We start from the raw sequence: 16,606 nt of genomic DNA on the forward strand, positions 1-16,606 counted from the left end.
AATGAAAAAAGCACGCGTAATTTATAACCCTACCTCGGGAAAAGAATTATTGAAAAAAAATTTGGCGGATATCCTGCAGGCATTAGAAGAAGCAGGATTTGAAGCTAGCGCCTATGCCACTACACCAGAACCTGATTCAGCCAAGAATGAAGCACGCAGAGTTGCAGAACTAGGTTTTGATCTAGTAGTGGCAGCTGGGGGCGACGGAACGATCAACGAAGTGGTCAATGGGATCGCTCCGCTTGAACACCGTCCTAAAATGGCCATTATCCCAGCCGGTACGACGAACGACTATGCTCGAGCATTAAAAATTCCTAGAGATAATATTAAAGCAGCAGCAGAAGTAATAAAAAAACACCAAACAGTAAAAATGGACATCGGTCTTTCTGATAGCAGTTACTTCATCAATATCGCTGCAGGCGGCTATTTGACAGAATTGACTTATGAAGTTCCATCAGAACTAAAGAGTATTTTTGGTTATCTTGCCTACCTTGCGAAAGGAGCAGAGATGCTACCTCGAGTAAAGCCAATCAAAATGCGCTTGAAGTATGATGAAGGGGAATATATCGGAAATGCTTCGATGTTTTTCCTAGGGCTGACGAACTCTGTTGGAGGATTCGAACAGATCGCGCCAGATGCCAAATTGGATGATGGCAAGTTTTCTTTGATCATTGTAAAGACAGCAAATATCTTTGAGATCTTGCATATTGCGGCACTCATGCTGAATGGCGGTCGACATGTCGATGATCCAAGAGTAATCTATACCAAAACAAGCAGTTTGTTCGTCGAAACAGAAGATGATATCAATCGACCAGTAATGATCAACTTAGATGGTGAATATGGCGGGGAAGCACCGATGCATTTCCAAAATCTTCATCAGCACATTGAGTTCTTTGCCAATACCGATCAGATTCCTGATGAAGCAATCACAGGCACAGATGAAGAAGAATTAGAGGTTGTCAGCAAAGAATTCGTAAAAGAAGTCGAACGTTTAACGGATGAAGATATCGACGGTGACGGAAAAATAGCAGACGAAACACCTAATCAAAAGAATTAATCAAAAGCCGGTGCTGAACGTAGTAAGGTCAGTGCCGGTTTTAGTTGTGTAATTAACTGATTTATAGTAGAGTTCAGTAGGATTGAAAAATAGGCTTAAAGGAGCAAAATATGACAGAACAGCAAATAGTAAAGAAAAACGAACGATATACAGTCGAAATCGTCGACTTGAGTTATGAAGGAATGGGGGTAGCAAAAATCGATGGTTATCCATTATTTATCGAAAATGCACTTCCTGGAGAAGAAGTAGAAATACTAGTAGTGAAAGCGGGCAATAAGTTTGGATATGGGAAAGTCGAAACATTTATTACACAATCTCCTGATCGCCAGCCTGTAGAAAACAATGCACTACTTCGCACAGGTATCGCACCTTTAGCCCATTTGAAGTATGAACAACAGCTTGTTTTCAAACAAAAACAAGTAGAGCATGTAATGGCGAAGATTGCTAAGATGTCAGAAATTCCTGTACTTCCAACTGTCGGAATGGCAGAACCATTCGGCTACCGTAATAAAGCACAGATCCCTGTTCGCCGTATCGATGGACAGTTAGCCACCGGTTTTTACAAAAAGAATAGCCATGATCTAGTCCCTATCGAAGATTTTTATATCCAAGATCCTGTCATCGATCAAGCAATCAAAGTAGTCAGAGATATCTTGCAACGGTTCCAAGTACGAGGATATAATGAAGAAAAAAATGAAGGACAGCTTCGTCACATCATTATACGTCGTGGTCATTATTCCCATGAAATGATGGTCGTTTTAGTTACTCGTAAAGAAAAATTCTTTAAATCCAAGGAAATTGCTGAAGCCATTCATGAAGAATTGCCAGAAGTGGTTTCGGTCATCCAAAATATCAATGAAGAAAAAACAAATGTGATTTTAGGAGACAAAGAAAAAGTTTTATATGGCAGAGACTATATCGAAGATCAGCTATTAGGAAAAACCTATAGAATCTCAGCAAAGTCATTTTATCAAGTAAATACTCAACAAGCAGAGTATCTGTACCAAACAGCCATCAAGTTTGCTGAGTTAGATAAAAAAGACATTGTGATCGACGCTTATTCAGGAATAGGTACGATTGGCTTGTCTTTAGCAGACAGAGTGGATAAGGTGTATGGGATGGAAGTTATTCCAGAAGCAATTGAAGATGCACAGTTCAATGCTTTAAATAATAAAATCGAAAATGTTCATTATGAAGTCGGAAAAGCAGAGAAAGTCATGAAAAAATGGCAAGAAAAAGGGATCAAACCATCTGTGATCGTAGTTGACCCTCCACGAAAAGGATTAGATCATCATTTTATTGAATCAGCAATCGAAATGTCACCAGAACGAATCGTCTATATCTCATGTAATCCGGCAACTTTTGCAAGAGATGCTAAGTTATTTGCAGAAGCAGGTTATGCCGTGAAGAAAGTTCAGCCTGTAGATCTTTTCCCGCAAACCCATCATATCGAATTAGTCGCTTCATTCGTTAAAGGAGAATAAAAATGGACCAAAAAGAAAAAATGAAAGAATTGATCAAAAAGAAACAAGGTGGAGGCCGATCCAAACAAATGGAAACACCTAAGAATGATCGTAAAAACATGAGAAAAGGCCCTAAGATCTTTAATAATTAATATGGTTAAATAAGGATGTGGAACGATGATCTTGATGATCGTTCCACATCCTTTCACTATTTAAATCCTCCTATACTTCGTTTCATGTTCTTGACAATAATATAACCTAAAAAAGACAAAGAAAGAGTGAACAAAATGCCGCTATACTCCACGTTTTTTGGTAATTCAAACGGCTGTTCATGAAAAAGTCGTTGAAAATGAGGGGTGAAAAAAGTCATGATGACAAAAGAAACAAGAAACGTAGCTGTATTTAGAAAAGCTACGTTAAAAAAACTCATGAAAGCCATCAGAATTGCTTCCGCCTTTTATACGTGTTTAGAGCGTGAGACAAAAGTGTTCTTTACTTTTGTCCCACGCTCTTTTGGCTATGCTACCTGAAATTGACTATTATAAAGGCTAGCATAAAGCGTTGGTGCTTGGAGTAATTCAGAATGTGTTCCTTTTTCGACGATATCGCCGTTTTTCATTACAAGGATCATATCTGCATTTTCAATCGTTGACAAACGGTGGGCAATGACAAAACTTGTCCTGTCTTTTGTCACAGCCTCCATTGCTTGCTGGATCAATGCTTCTGTTCGTGTATCTACACTAGAAGTTGCTTCATCTAAAATAACGACAGGGGGATTTGCCAAAATGACCCGTGCAATTGTTAATAATTGTTGCTGCCCTTGAGATAACGTACCATTTTCGCTAGAGATGATTGTATCATATCCCTCTGGCAGTGTTCGAATAAAGTAATCACATTGCGCGATTTCAGCCGCTTCGATAATTTGTTCTCTCGTGGCATCCATTTTCCCATAGGCAATATTATCGGCCACTGTTCCTTCAAACAGCCAGGTATTTTGTAAGACCATCCCAAAAGAACGGCGTAGTTCTCCACGCGAAAGCTTAGTAATATCGCAGCCGTCAAATTCGATCTTTCCTTTATTCAGTTCATAAAAACGCATCAGCAGATTAACTAAAGTCGTTTTTCCTGCACCAGTTGGGCCAACAATCGCCACAGTTTGTTTTGGTTTTACTGAAAAATCAACTTGATTCATCAATATTTTATCTGATGTGTAACCAAATTGTACATTTTTGAAAGCTATTTTTCCTTTCGGTTCTTCCAAAAGTTTTGCTTCTGGTAGGTCCGGAATTTCATCTGTTTCATCTAATATTTCAAAGATCCTTTCGATTGCAGCCATCGCGGATTGGATCGAGTTGATCACATAAGAAGCAGTGGAAATTGGTTCAGAGATCTGATTGATGTACTGAAGGTAAGCTTGTAAGAAGCCAATCGTCACACCGCCAGAAAGAACGAGTATAGCACCGAATACCGCACTTATGATGAAGGCAAGTTGATTGATGAAACGGATTGCCGGATAGATGGCAAAGTTCATAAATTGAGCACGTTTAAAAGCATTGTATTGTTTTTTGTTTACTTCATGTATAGAAGCCTCTGCACGAGCTTGCTGATTGAATGTTTTGACTACTAGATTACCAGCTAAGATTTCTTCCATCCAATTATTCAAGACACCTAGTTCATATTGGTTTTGTTCAGAAATCTGTTTGTTTTTATTCGCAATTTTAGTTGTAACAATTGAACTTCCGACGATCAGCAATAAGACGAGCAAAGTAAGTTTGCTTTCGATATAAAACAGCATTAGACCAGCAGCAACTATTGTTACCACAGAAGTGAAAAATTGATTGATACCTGTCAATAACACTTGAGAAAGCTGATTGAGTCCGGTAGTCGTCCGACTGATGATGTCGCCGACTTGATGATTATCAAAAAACGACATCGGCAATGTTTTGAATTTTTTTGTGATTTCTTTTCGTACCCTCAATGTGATCTTTTCGCTTAATGCTGCCATTGTACGTTCTTGGATAAATGAAGCAACACTGCTTAGGACTGAACAGCCGATCAGCAATAAGACAGGGAACAGCAATGCCTGTTTGATATCACTGAAAGTAAGCTGTCCAATACCTGTTTTTCTTATTTGCGACAACAAATCATCAATCCCAATTCCCATGATCAGGGGCATGGCTACAACTAATAGGTTGCCCAATAAACTGCATAGAAACAATCCGTAAAAATATTTATGTTCAGGTTTGATCATTTTCCAAAAACGTATCAAAGCGTGTGTGTTCAACGTTTTTTTCTTTTCCATCGAATCCCTTCTTTCTATATTCCTTGTGATTTGGCAAACTCTTGATATGTTTGACAATTAGACAATAGTTCTTCATGAGTACCTTGTCCTACGATTTTTCCTTCATCTAAAACAATGATGTTATCTGCTTGTTGGATCGTACTGAGCCGTTGAGCAACAATCACGAGAGTTTTCTCCGACATGTGTTTATGGAGTGCTGCCCTTAATGCTGCGTCTGTCTTATAATCTAAAGCGGAAAAACTATCATCGAATACATAGATTTCTGCTGGTTTGATCAATGCTCGAGCAATGCATATCCGCTGTTTCTGTCCGCCAGAGTAATTAGAACCACCTTGAGCAACAAAGCTATCTAATCCATCAGGAAGAGTGTCCACTAGTTCTTCTAATTGGGCGACCTTGATCGCTTTAGCCAATTCTTCTGGTGAAGCATGTTCATTTCCCATCTGCAAGTTGCTTAAGATCGTACCGCTGAATAAGAAGGCTTTTTGAGGGACATAACTGATGTGGGAGCGGATCTGTTCCTGCGTCATTTGAGTAAGAGGAATACCACCAAGGGTCACTTTTCCTACCGTAGGATCACTTAGTCTCAAGAGAAGTTTTGCTAAACTACTTTTTCCAGATCCGGTCCCACCAACGATCGCCGTTGTTTTTCCTTTAGGTATTGTAAAATCAATATCTTCTAGAACTGGATCAGAAGTTTCAGTATATTTGAATGTGACATGTTTAAAAGCAGCTGCATTTGTCTGATCAAAGGATGGTTTAGCAACTGTTTGGATCGTCTCTTCTTTAATTTCGATCTCTGCTTCGAGTATTTCTTCTATCCGTCGTAAAGAGGCGAATGATTTAGGGATAATGACCAGTACCATGGCTGCAATCATCAAATAAGCAAGTGTCAGCATAGAGTATTCCACTACCGCGGTCACGACCCCGATCTGTAACGTCCCGTCTGCCACAAGATTTCCGCCAAACCACAAAATAGAAGCATAAACGATTCCCATGAGTAAAAAAGCAATTGGAGTGACCCAAGCAAAGATTCGGTTCACTTTGATCATTTGACTAGCATAATCTGCAAAGGTCTGATTCGTTCGCTTTTCTTCATATGATTGATTATCAAAGGCACGGATCATATTGATCCCCGTAAAGAATTCTCTCAATGTGATGGTGATCCGATCCATTTTTGGTTGGATACTCAAAGATAAAGGCGTTCCTCGTTTCATCAGTCGGTAAACGATCCATACGTAAAAAACAACAGAGAATAATGTAACCCATGTAAGCAATAGAGAATAACGAAACATCATGAGGATGGTGAAAAAGCAAATAACTGGTGCTGGTAAAATCATTTGGCAAAATAAAACAATCATTTGCTGGACATTATCGACATCATTCGTCATTCTTGTCAAAAGAGATCCAGAACTGAAACGGCTGATATCCTTCATTGACAGTTGTTGGAATTTACGGAAATATTTCTCCCGTGTCTGGAAACCAAACCGAGCGGATGCCAATGCTGAAAAGTAACTAGAGGCAACTGCAGCAATCGTTCCTAGAAATGCTACAAGTAGCATTTCAACGCCGATTTTCTTGATAACAGAGGCTTCGCCACTTGCTATACCTGTGTCGATCAGTTTGGCTACTAATTTTGGTACACCTAATGTACCGGCGATTTGTAAACAGATCATCACAAAGGTAAGGAGAGCGAGTCCTTTGTTTTGCTGTAAGAATTTTTTTAAGATAGTCATATTATTCCTCCTTTTTCCTGATACTTTTCGATTCTATACCTTCAAGTAGCTTGAAGGTCAATAGAAAAAAGAATAAACTAGAAAAGAGGTGAGAAAAAATGAAAAAAATGTACACGATCGGCCAAGTATCGGAACTGTTCGATTTGCCAAAATCAACGATTCGCTATTGGGATGAACAGGGTCTGATCCGGTCAAGCAGACAGGAAGAGAATGATTACCGCTTGTTTGATATCGACGATATTTTTATGCTTTATGATATCGTTTTTTATAGAAAATTAGATATACCGATCAAGCAGATGAAGAATTTATATGGTAAAACGTTGACGGAGTTATATGAGACACTTGATGAAACAGAAAAAAGAATCCATAAAGAACTATTGATAATGAAACAAAAACAGAAAGAGATAAGGGCGCGAAAAAAACAGTTGAAATTGATGATCGATACAAACGAGGAAGAATTTCCTATAGAAGAGATCCCTTTTGACTGTATGATCTCAACGGAATTTGAAGATATTGTGGAAATAAAACAATTTCTACCAAACTATTCGAGTTTTGGAATGATGAGTATGCCAGCTTCCAGTTCGCAAACGATGTACGGCTTTTTTATCGACCCCAGTGACATACATTTATTTTCCCAAGATGTGATTTGGAAGAAAAAAGATACGACTATTTATCGCCGGTTTTTATTGAAATCTGAGATGAACCATGCGGAACGTAATAATATCTTAGAAGTCAGAGAAACAATGCATGAAAAAGGGTGGGAAACAGGAGAAGTGATCGGACAATATCTATTGACCAATACGGACGAAAACAATATCAGAATTGAATATTATCATGCATGGATGGAAATGAAAAAATAGGAAAGAAATATTTAGGATAAGTGGATTGAATGGATGAAAATGAAATGAGAGAGAAATCGCTCGATTTTTTTTATTGAAAAAAGATTGACAAAATGAAACGAAAGTGGGATATTAATTAGCAAATAATGAAGCGTTGAAGAGAAGAGTAGCTGATCGGAAATAAGTACAGAGACCTTGGTAGGTGAGAGCAAGGATTGTTTGGTCAGTGAAGATGAGCTCTGAGTTTTTTGGATTGTTCACGCAATCTAAACGGTAAAGCGACCGATAACTCGCCGGGTATACAATCTGTACCGATGAGGCATTATTTGTGAGAATAATGCAAATAAGGGTGGTAACACGAAGTATTCGTCCCTTTTGTCGTTCAACGGCAAAAGAGGCGGGTACTTTTTTCTTTTTTTGAAAAGCTTCTTACGCTTTGTTAAAACATGATTATTGGAGGAGATTTTTTATGACAATTCGAACAACATCACCATTTCGCTATGACATCGTTGGGAGCTTTTTACGTCCTGAAAAATTGAAAGAGGCAAGGACTCGTTTTACTGATGGGGAAATCACACAAGAAGAACTTCGAAAAGTAGAAGATGAAACAATCATCGAATTGATAAAAAAACAAGAAGGAGCTGGTTTGAAAGCTGTTACTGATGGAGAGTTCCGTCGCAGCTGGTGGCACTTGGACTTCTTTTATGGGTTGAATGGCGTGGAATTTTATGTGCCTGAACATGGCTATTTCTTTCATGGAGAAGAGACACGTCCTGGTACAGTGATTGTGACGGGGAAAATTTCTGGTACGAACCACCCTTTCGTCGAACATTTTAAATTCACTCAGGCACATACAAGTCAAGGCATCGAAGTGAAACAGACAATTCCTGCTCCAGCTCAAATTTTAGTGGAACTACTTCGTCCGGATATATTACCCCATGTTCGAAAAGTCTATGAAGACAATCAAACATTGATCAAAGATATCATCGCAGCTTATCGTCAAGTGATCGACGACTTATATGAAGCAGGTGCGCGGACGATCCAGCTAGATGATTGTACATGGGGAGTATTAGTTGCACCACTTCCTAAAGGGTTTGCGATGGATGAGGGAAAAGATGAAAAAGAAGTTCGTCGGGAACTAGCAAATCTTTATTTAACGATCAACAATGCAGTCTTAGCTGACCAGCCGGATGATTTAACACTCAATACACATGTCTGTCGCGGGAATTATCATTCTACTTGGGCAGCATCGGGGGGCTATGACGACGTAGCAGATCCATTATTTACTCAAGAAAATGTCCGTGCCTATTATTTAGAATACGATAGTGAACGTGCTGGGAGTTTTGCACCTTTAGCGAAAGTTTCCGAAGATAAATTAGTTGTATTAGGCTTGATCACAACGAAAAGTGGTGAACTGGAAGAGCGCCAGCAAGTGATTGACCGGATCTACGAAGCGACACGATATCTGCCTTTGGATCGTTTGTGCTTAAGTCCTCAATGCGGATTTGCTTCAACAGAAGAAGGAAATATTTTGTCTGAAGAAGAACAATGGGAAAAGATTGCTTTTGTCAAAAGCATTGCAGAAGAAGTTTGGGGGAACAATTAAATCATGCAGGAGAGCTTGCTAGGAAAGAACACTATGGTATAATCAGAATGCTTAATATTAATTTCTGAGGGAGACTTATGAAAAAGAAAATTCTTAAATTTATCGGGTGGTTCTTCGGAATCATTCTTGGGATCGCGTTTGCAATCTTTCTTGCCTTCCAGCTTTCCCCCAGACCCGGAGCATTCTTGATCAACCATATGTTTTCAAATACTGTTCAAATCACCGATCAGAAAACGTTCAATCAAGCAGAAAAAAACGTGGCGAAAAAAACAGATTTGACGTACGAGTCCAACTATAAAGAGAATACGTATGATATCTACTATCCAAAAAACAGCAAGGGACCTGTTCCTGTTCTGTTTTGGGTACATGGTGGAGGGTTCGTCGGCGGAGATAAATCAGGTGTCAAGGAATTTGCGACAAAATTAGTATCAGATGCCAACATCGCAGTGGTTGCGATGAATTATGAATTAGCGCCTGATTCAGAATACCCTAATCAAGTTCTTCAAGTGAATGAGCTGGTCAAAGATTTATTAGCTGAAGGCGACGACAAACTGCTAGACATGGAACAACTATTTTTTGGCGGCGATAGTGCAGGTGCACAAATCGCTTTGCAATATGCAGCTCTACAAACAAATGAAGCGTATGCCAAACAGATGAAAATCAAACAGGTACTTCCAAAAGATAGTTTGAAAGGAACCATTTCTTATTGTGGACCCGTTGATTTAAAGCTAACAGCACAGCAACATTCGGATGATCGATTTATGAAGTTCTTCGTCAAAACCGTTGCATGGTCGTTGATTGGAACAAAAGATTGGAAAACGAGCGAGCAACTGAAAGAAGCTAGTGTGGCTGACCATGTTTCTAAGGAATTTCCGCCAACGTATATAACTGACGGAAATGCTTACTCCTTCCAAGAGCAAGGTCAAGCATTAGAAAATCGGTTGACAGAATTAAAGGTACCCGTGCAATCCTTGTTTTATACAGATACAAAAAAAGAGATTACCCATGAATACCAATTTGATTACACGCTAAAAGAATCGCAAAATTGTTACCAGCAGACATTGGATTTTGTGAATAAGTATAAGTAAGAGGTTGTGAAAAAGCCGTTTAGTTTTGAGTATGAAGAAACGAAGCGGCTTTTTACAACCTCTCTTTTAATACCTTTTTGTTCTTGGGATAAAACTTTCCCGAACAATCAATCGTGCAGGATAAGTCAAAATGATTGGTTCGTCCCGTATTCCGTCAATTCGCTCCAATGCCATTCGAACAGCTGCTTGCCCAATTGATTTCGCATTGATTTGGACACTGGTCAAGCCAGGGGAGAGGTTTGCGATTGTCTCGATATTATCAAAGCTTGCTACAACAATCTCTTCTCCAATTTGGATATTTTTTTGTTTCAATGCCCGATAGACACCGATTGCCATTGGATCGCTCCCGACAAGAATGGCAGTAGGAAGAGGGGATTCATTTTCTAATAGATCAGTCGCAAGTCCCTCACCTTGTTTTTCTGTCCAGCCACCTAGACGATAAGACATATATTTTTCTAAGTGATGATCGATCATAAAATGCTGATAGGCACGCATTCTCTTTTCGTTTATAGAAATCTGCTTCCCACCCAGTTCATCCATATCGACTTTATACCCCCCGATATAGGCTATTCTTTTATGGCCATTTTCTAAGAACAATTCCAGTACGGTTTTAGTCATCCGTTCAAGATCTGCATAAACCATATCGACCTCTTGCTGGATGTCAGGGTTATCCACGACGACTATTTGCATGTTTTGTTTTAATAAGGCGGTAATCGATTCTTTCGTAACGGTCCCAACAACGATCACCGCACCTAACTGATCTAGATCTTCCCATTGTTTAGGATTATCAGATAGATTATAGATTCGATTCATCCCTAAATGCAGACGTCGAGCTTCTTCTTCCATCCCTACTCGCAAATGTTTGTAATAGATATCCTGTTCTTCGCTCGCTTTGCCGATCGTAGAGATCACACCAATCGAAGGCATTCTCTTTTTGATATATTTTCGAGTACTGATATCATAATCCAACGCAGCTGCTGCCTCTACTATTCGTTGCCGAGTAGCCTGAGCCACATGGATCGTCTGATCGTTATTCAACACGCGGGAAACTGTAGCAGGAGAGACATTTGCCTTTCGTGCGACATCTCTAATTCCAACCATTTTTACACACTCCTCAAAAAAACAAAAAATTTCTATTGACAAAATTGTTTAGTAAACAGTATACAGGAATTATAAAAAAAGTAAACGGTTTCCGTTTTGGTGGGAGTGAAATGATGGATATTACGCATAAAAAAACAGAAAAAAATTTCATCTTATTTGATGAAAAGAGCCGAGTATTCCATTTACGAAATACATTTCTTTCTTATCTGATAAAGATAGAAGAGAGCAATGTATTGGCGCATATTTATTTTGGCAAACCAGTCAAGCAGTACAAAGACAATAAAAATTATCCCCGAAGAGATCGTGGATTTTCAGGAAATATTCCCTTAAATCCTGACCGGTCTCTGTCGAAAGATACACTACCACAAGAATACTCTTCTCATGGCAGCATGGACTTTCGAACGCCCGCATCGATCATTCAGCGCAAGAATGGGTCAGACTTACTGGATCTGAGATATGATAGTCATTATATTACAGATGGGAAGCCAGACATCGAAGGCTTGCCTCAAACTTATGTGCTAGACAAGTCAGAGGCACAAACGTTGGTGATTTCACTTAAGGATAGAGAAACAGCGATTTATTTCGATTTGTTCTATACCATATTTAGTGATAGAGCAGTGATCACACGATCTGTAAAGATAAGAAATGAAACTAGAGAAACAATCAAACTAGAAAAAGCAGCTAGTTTCCAGTTAGATTTTGCCCATACTAGGCGATTTGATGAAGTCATTGCTTTGCCAGGAGCACATGTCAATGAAAGACAGATCTCACGGCAATCTCTTTTATCTGGAACAAAAGTATTTGAAAGCCGTCGAGGAACGAGCAGTCACCATATGAATAACTTTATTGCTTTAGTTCATCATCATACGACAGAAAATACTGGAGAAGCGATTGGACTTCAATTTGTTTATTCCGGCAACCATTCTTTCGAACTTGAAAAAGATCAGATCAATCAATTGAGAGTCGTCGGTGGGATCAACAGCCATTGTTTTTCGTGGGAATTGAATGCAAATCAGTCTTTTCAAACACCTGAAATGATCCTTTCTTACTCAAGTCAGGGATTGAACAAAATGAGTCAGATCCACCATGAGTTGCTACGTGAAAGAATCGCAAGAGGTCGTCATCAATTTGCTGAACGGCCGATTCTTGTCAATAACTGGGAAGCCACTTACTTTGACTTCAATAGTGAAAAAATCAAGGCGATCATTGATGAAGCAAAGGAGCTAGGCATCGAAATGTTCGTATTAGATGATGGCTGGTTTGGAAAAAGAGATGCGGACAATTCTTCATTAGGAGACTGGTTCGAGTATAAAGGCAAGTTAACAAATGGATTACGTGAAATAGCAGATTATGCTCATAGCAAAGGATTGAAATTTGGTTTATGGTTTGAACCAGAAATGATCTCCATTGATTCTGAACTGTATCGAACACATCCTGATTTTCTTATGCAGGTGCCAGGTAGAATGCCTTCTGCTTCCAGATCACAACATGTACTGGATTTTACAAGGTTAGATGTTCGGCAGACGATTGAGAAACAAATGAGAAAGATTTTAGACACGATTCCTCTTGACTACATCAAATGGGATATGAATCGTTCGCTTTCAGATATCTATTCGATTACCCTTGACCCACTTAGACAAGGAGAAGTAGCGCATCGTTATATGCTTGGGCTTTATGAACTACTCGAACATTTGACAGCTGATTATCCGGAAATCTTATGGGAAGGCTGTTCTGGTGGAGGTGGGCGGTTTGATGCTGGTTTTATTTATTATATGCCGCAGTCATGGACAAGTGATAACACGGATGCAGTGGAGCGTATGAAAATCCAATATGGAACAAGTCTTGCTTATCCGATTTCGTCCATCACGGCTCATGTATCAGCTGTACCAAATCATCAGACTGGCAGATCTACTTCGTTGAAAACAAGAGGAGAAACAGCTATGAGCGCTGTTTTTGGTTATGAACTGGATTTGACAAAGCTGTCTCCTGAAGAAAAAAAGCAAGTCAAAGAACAAATTATATCCTATCAAACGATTCGTCCCGTGATCCAGTACGGCCATTATTATCGTTTGGCGAGTCCTTTTGAAGAAAATATTGTCGCATGGATGTTTGTGTCTCCTAAACAAGATGAAGCTATTGTGTTTTTAGGGAGGATACTAGCTTCAGCTCAACCAGCGTTCCATGAAGTATATCTGTTGGGGTTAGATGATGAGGCACTTTATCAGGAACAGACCTCGAAGCGGCTATTTTCGGGGGCCGAATTGATGACAGTCGGACTTTACTTCCCTGATTTTCAAGGTGATTTCCAAACAGAGCTGCTTCATTTCAAAAAGTTATGAGAGAGAAGGAAAAAAGTATGAAAGCAAATATAAAATGGTTAGATGATCCACAAGTTTTTAGAGTGAACCAATCAAATGCGCATAGTGATCATGTTTGCTATGCAACAAGGGAAGAAGTAGAAACCACATCATCCCTTAAACAGTCTTTAAATGGAACATGGTGTTTTTGTTATTCGCCAAATCCTTCGGTACGTCCAAAAACATTTTATAAAAAAGATTTTGATGCCTGTTCTTTTGATGAAATCACTGTTCCTAGTCATATTGAATTAGCAAATTATGACAAGATCCATTACATCAATACGATGTATCCGTGGGAGGGACATGTATTTCGCCGTCCCCCTTTCACGACAAGCCCTGAGAAAGAGGCGGAAGGGATATTTTCAGCTGCTAAAGACAATCCGGTGGGGTCCTATTTGACGACTTTTCGATTAGAAGAAGGTCTAAAGGGAAAACAAATCTCGATACATTTTGCTGGTGTAGAACAAGCAATGTTCCTTTGGTTGAATGGTCATTTTATCGGCTATGCCGAAGATTCGTTCACTCCGTCTGAATTTGATTTAACACCTTATTTGGAAGAAGAAAATATTCTAGCTGTGGAGGTTTACAAAAGAAGTACAGCTGCATTCTTGGAAGATCAGGACTTTTTCCGATTTTTTGGGATCTTCAGAGAGGTCTTCTTAGTTGCTCGAGGACAAAACCATTTAGAAGATCTTTGGATCAAACCTCGCTTAGATGACAAATGTCAAAATGGTAAACTTGAAGTAGATTTGTCTTTTGAGCAAGTAGCCAAAAACAGTCAGCTGAATGTAGCGATACTAGATCCTGAGGGGAAGGAAATCTATCAACAGCAATATCCGTTAAAAGAACAAATGACGATTCGGATCGATGGATTTGAAAACGTGGCATTGTGGGGGCATTTTCAGCCCAATTTATATAAGCTTGAATTGGAGACGATAGACGAAGAAAAAAGAGTAACGGAGTATATTAACTATTCCTTCGGTTTTCGTAAAATCGAAATCAAAGATAAAATCATATACTTCAATGGAAAACGGATGATCATCAACGGGGTAAATCGACATGAGTGGCATCCAAGAAAAGGACGCGCCATCACTATAGAAGATATGGAAAAAGATTTGGCTATCATAAAAAATGCAAAGATCAACGGCGTACGGACATCTCATTACCCCAACCAGATCACTTGGTATTATTTATGCGACCAAGCAGGTATCCACGTGATGGCGGAAACGAACCTCGAATCCCATGGCTCATGGCAAAAAATGGGTGCATTTGAGCCTTCTTACAATGTGCCAGGTGCAGTACCTCAGTGGCAATCTGCTGTTCTTGATCGGGCAAAAACGAATTTCGAAACATTAAAGAACCATCCAAGCATTCTTTTTTGGTCTCTTGGAAATGAATCCTATGCGGAAGAAAACATTCGACAAATGAACGATTACTTCAAAAAAGTAGACCCGGATCGACTTGTTCATTATGAAGGGAATTTTCCAAATCCAGCATTCGAAGATTCGATTTCAGATGTAAAAAGCTGCATGTATGCGCCACCAGAAGAGATTGTTGACTACCTTGAAAATAAAGCGGAAAAACCGTTCATCTTATGTGAATACATGCATGACATGGGGAATTCGTTAGGTGGAATGGATTCTTACATGACGTTGCTTGATCGTTATGAAATGTACCAAGGAGGCTATATATGGGATTTTAAAGATCAGGCGATCCAAGTGACTGATCCAATCACTGGTAGAGAAGTGATGCGCTATGGCGGTGACTTTGACGATAAACCAAGTGACTATGAATTCTCAGGGAATGGAATCGTTTTTGCAGATGGACAAGAAAAACCCGCCATGCAGGAGGTAAGATATTATTATGAAAAATACAGTAAATAAAAGTCATATGGAGACAGAAAAAGTTGCAATCGTCTTCGGCGACTGTACATTAGGTGTCAAATCGGGGAATACGCATTATATTTTTTCTTATACAAGAGGCGGACTAGAATCGCTCAATAAAAACGGAAAAGAATGGCTATACCGGGAAACACTTCCAGTTTTTTGGCGGGCAACGACCGATAATGACAGAGGTAGCGGATTTGGATTTAAATCTGGTATGTGGTTAGGAGCCGGATTGTATCCAAAAGTCAAAGAAATAGAAGTACTGGTGGACAATAAAAAGATCGATTTGCCGATTGCCCCAGTAAATAATCAATATTCAAGTAATGAATACGCTGGAACAGTTGAAATCATTTTTACACTGGAAATCAACACAGTACCAAAAACACAAGTGACAATTTCCTACCAAATCGCTGGAGAGGGTAAAATGCTTGTTAAAATGCATTATGTTGGACAAAAAGGGTTGCCGGAATTACCAGCATTGGGTATAAGGTTCATTATGCCAACAAAAGCAAAATTCTTTGAGTATGAGGGTTTATCAGGGGAAACATATCCGGATCGGCTGGCTGGTGGTATCGAAGGTATTTATAAAGTGGAAGGACTCCCTATCCCTCCATATCTTGTTCCCCAAGAATGCGGTATGCATATGGAAACGAAATGGCTAGAACTGACAAGAAATCAAACATTGGATAATACGGACAAAGATCAAGAAGACTTTTCGTTACGATTTGAACAGCAGGATACGCCATTTGCTTTTTCCGCTTTACCATTCAAAGCAGAAGAACTGGAACAGGCGACACATATAGAAGAACTACCGCCAGAAAGACGAACGGTTCTTACGATTTTTGCAAAAGTAAGAGGAGTCGGGGGTATCAATAGCTGGGGAGCGGATGTTGAGTCACCTTATCGCATCAGCGGCGAAGAGGACCATGAAATCAGCTTTATTATCCAGTAGCGATCTTTAGATTATTATTTGAAAAACAGAGTTTACAAGACAAAGCTGCTTTATTCTATACGTCATGAACAAGATACGTCATGAACAAGCGAGCAAAAAAGTTCTCAGAATCTTTTGTTCATGACTATTTTCTTCAATGAAACCAATTGTTGTTTTTCTGAAAAATAAAGTTAACTATCAGAAAATTAAAAAAAGTTTCACAAAAATGATTGACAGTCG

Annotated in this window: 13 protein-coding genes and 1 other annotated feature; of the genes, 10 read left to right on the forward strand and 3 right to left on the reverse strand. The window is 39.3% G+C overall.

The window, feature by feature from the left end; translation table 11 throughout:
• The first annotated feature begins 1 nt into the window (after window position 1).
• From OZZ83_RS00425 to OZZ83_RS00440, 4 genes are all read left to right on the forward strand, one after another.
• Window positions 2–1,057, forward strand: a complete 1,056-nt coding sequence (locus tag OZZ83_RS00425; protein WP_002292050.1) for a diacylglycerol kinase — start codon at window positions 2–4, stop codon at window positions 1,055–1,057.
• A 110-nt stretch (window positions 1,058–1,167) separates the two neighbouring features.
• The gene (gene rlmD / locus OZZ83_RS00430) at window positions 1,168–2,541 is read left to right on the forward strand and encodes a 23S rRNA (uracil(1939)-C(5))-methyltransferase RlmD (protein ID WP_123856658.1); all 1,374 of its coding nucleotides are present in this window, start codon (window positions 1,168–1,170) and stop codon (window positions 2,539–2,541) included.
• A 2-nt stretch (window positions 2,542–2,543) separates the two neighbouring features.
• Window positions 2,544–2,672, forward strand: a complete 129-nt coding sequence (locus OZZ83_RS00435; RefSeq protein ID WP_002292046.1) for a hypothetical protein — start codon at window positions 2,544–2,546, stop codon at window positions 2,670–2,672.
• A 216-nt stretch (window positions 2,673–2,888) separates the two neighbouring features.
• On the forward strand, window positions 2,889–3,050 hold the full coding sequence (locus OZZ83_RS00440) for a hypothetical protein (RefSeq protein WP_185075950.1): 162 nt from the start codon (window positions 2,889–2,891) through the stop codon (window positions 3,048–3,050).
• Here the strand turns inward: OZZ83_RS00440 and OZZ83_RS00445 are convergent.
• Together OZZ83_RS00445 and OZZ83_RS00450 are read right to left on the reverse strand one after the other, a co-directional pair.
• On the reverse strand, window positions 3,038–4,822 hold the full coding sequence (locus tag OZZ83_RS00445; RefSeq protein ID WP_325065994.1) for an ABC transporter ATP-binding protein: 1,785 nt from the start codon (window positions 4,820–4,822) through the stop codon (window positions 3,038–3,040). The genes OZZ83_RS00440 and OZZ83_RS00445 overlap by 13 nt on opposite strands.
• Before the next feature lie 14 nt (window positions 4,823–4,836).
• A complete protein-coding gene (locus OZZ83_RS00450; protein WP_002309027.1) occupies window positions 4,837–6,558 on the reverse strand; it encodes an ABC transporter ATP-binding protein in 1,722 nt (573 codons plus the stop codon).
• 98 nt (window positions 6,559–6,656) lie between these two features.
• On the opposite strand from OZZ83_RS00450, the gene OZZ83_RS00455 reads away from it, so the two are divergent.
• From OZZ83_RS00455 to OZZ83_RS00465, 3 genes are all read left to right on the forward strand, one after another.
• A complete protein-coding gene (locus OZZ83_RS00455; RefSeq protein WP_002309028.1) occupies window positions 6,657–7,418 on the forward strand; it encodes a MerR family transcriptional regulator in 762 nt (253 codons plus the stop codon).
• Window positions 7,419–7,542: 124 nt separating this feature from the next.
• Window positions 7,543–7,774: a binding site (T-box leader), on the forward strand.
• Between the two features lie 92 nt (window positions 7,775–7,866).
• Window positions 7,867–9,003 carry a 5-methyltetrahydropteroyltriglutamate--homocysteine S-methyltransferase gene (locus OZZ83_RS00460; RefSeq protein WP_002292037.1) on the forward strand — a complete coding sequence of 379 codons (1,137 nt, stop codon included), beginning with the start codon at window positions 7,867–7,869 and terminating at the stop codon, window positions 9,001–9,003.
• Between the two features lie 77 nt (window positions 9,004–9,080).
• Complete coding sequence (locus tag OZZ83_RS00465) at window positions 9,081–10,091, forward strand: alpha/beta hydrolase (RefSeq protein WP_002345957.1); 1,011 nt, start codon at window positions 9,081–9,083, stop codon at window positions 10,089–10,091.
• 66 nt (window positions 10,092–10,157) lie between these two features.
• On the opposite strand, the gene OZZ83_RS00470 is transcribed toward OZZ83_RS00465, so the two are convergent.
• Window positions 10,158–11,192: a LacI family DNA-binding transcriptional regulator gene (locus tag OZZ83_RS00470; protein ID WP_002306521.1), complete on the reverse strand. Its 1,035-nt coding sequence runs from the start codon at window positions 11,190–11,192 to the stop codon at window positions 10,158–10,160.
• 113 nt (window positions 11,193–11,305) lie between these two features.
• Here OZZ83_RS00470 and OZZ83_RS00475 point away from each other — a divergent pair, with 113 nt between their 5' ends.
• From OZZ83_RS00475 to OZZ83_RS00485, 3 genes are read left to right on the forward strand one after another with little or no spacing between them, the layout of a single operon-like run.
• Window positions 11,306–13,531, forward strand: a complete 2,226-nt coding sequence (locus tag OZZ83_RS00475) for an alpha-galactosidase (protein WP_002292032.1) — start codon at window positions 11,306–11,308, stop codon at window positions 13,529–13,531.
• Window positions 13,532–13,548: 17 nt separating this feature from the next.
• On the forward strand, window positions 13,549–15,432 hold the full coding sequence (locus OZZ83_RS00480) for a glycoside hydrolase family 2 (protein WP_002313692.1): 1,884 nt from the start codon (window positions 13,549–13,551) through the stop codon (window positions 15,430–15,432).
• Window positions 15,413–16,387, forward strand: a complete 975-nt coding sequence (locus OZZ83_RS00485; RefSeq protein ID WP_002306525.1) for a beta-galactosidase small subunit — start codon at window positions 15,413–15,415, stop codon at window positions 16,385–16,387. Before OZZ83_RS00480 ends, OZZ83_RS00485 begins: the two co-directional genes overlap by 20 nt.
• The last annotated feature ends 219 nt before the right edge of the window (window positions 16,388–16,606 follow it).

Source organism: Enterococcus sp. E5-162 (assembly GCF_035725965.1).
GTDB classification, from domain to species: Bacteria; Bacillota; Bacilli; order Lactobacillales; family Enterococcaceae; genus Enterococcus_B; species Enterococcus_B lactis.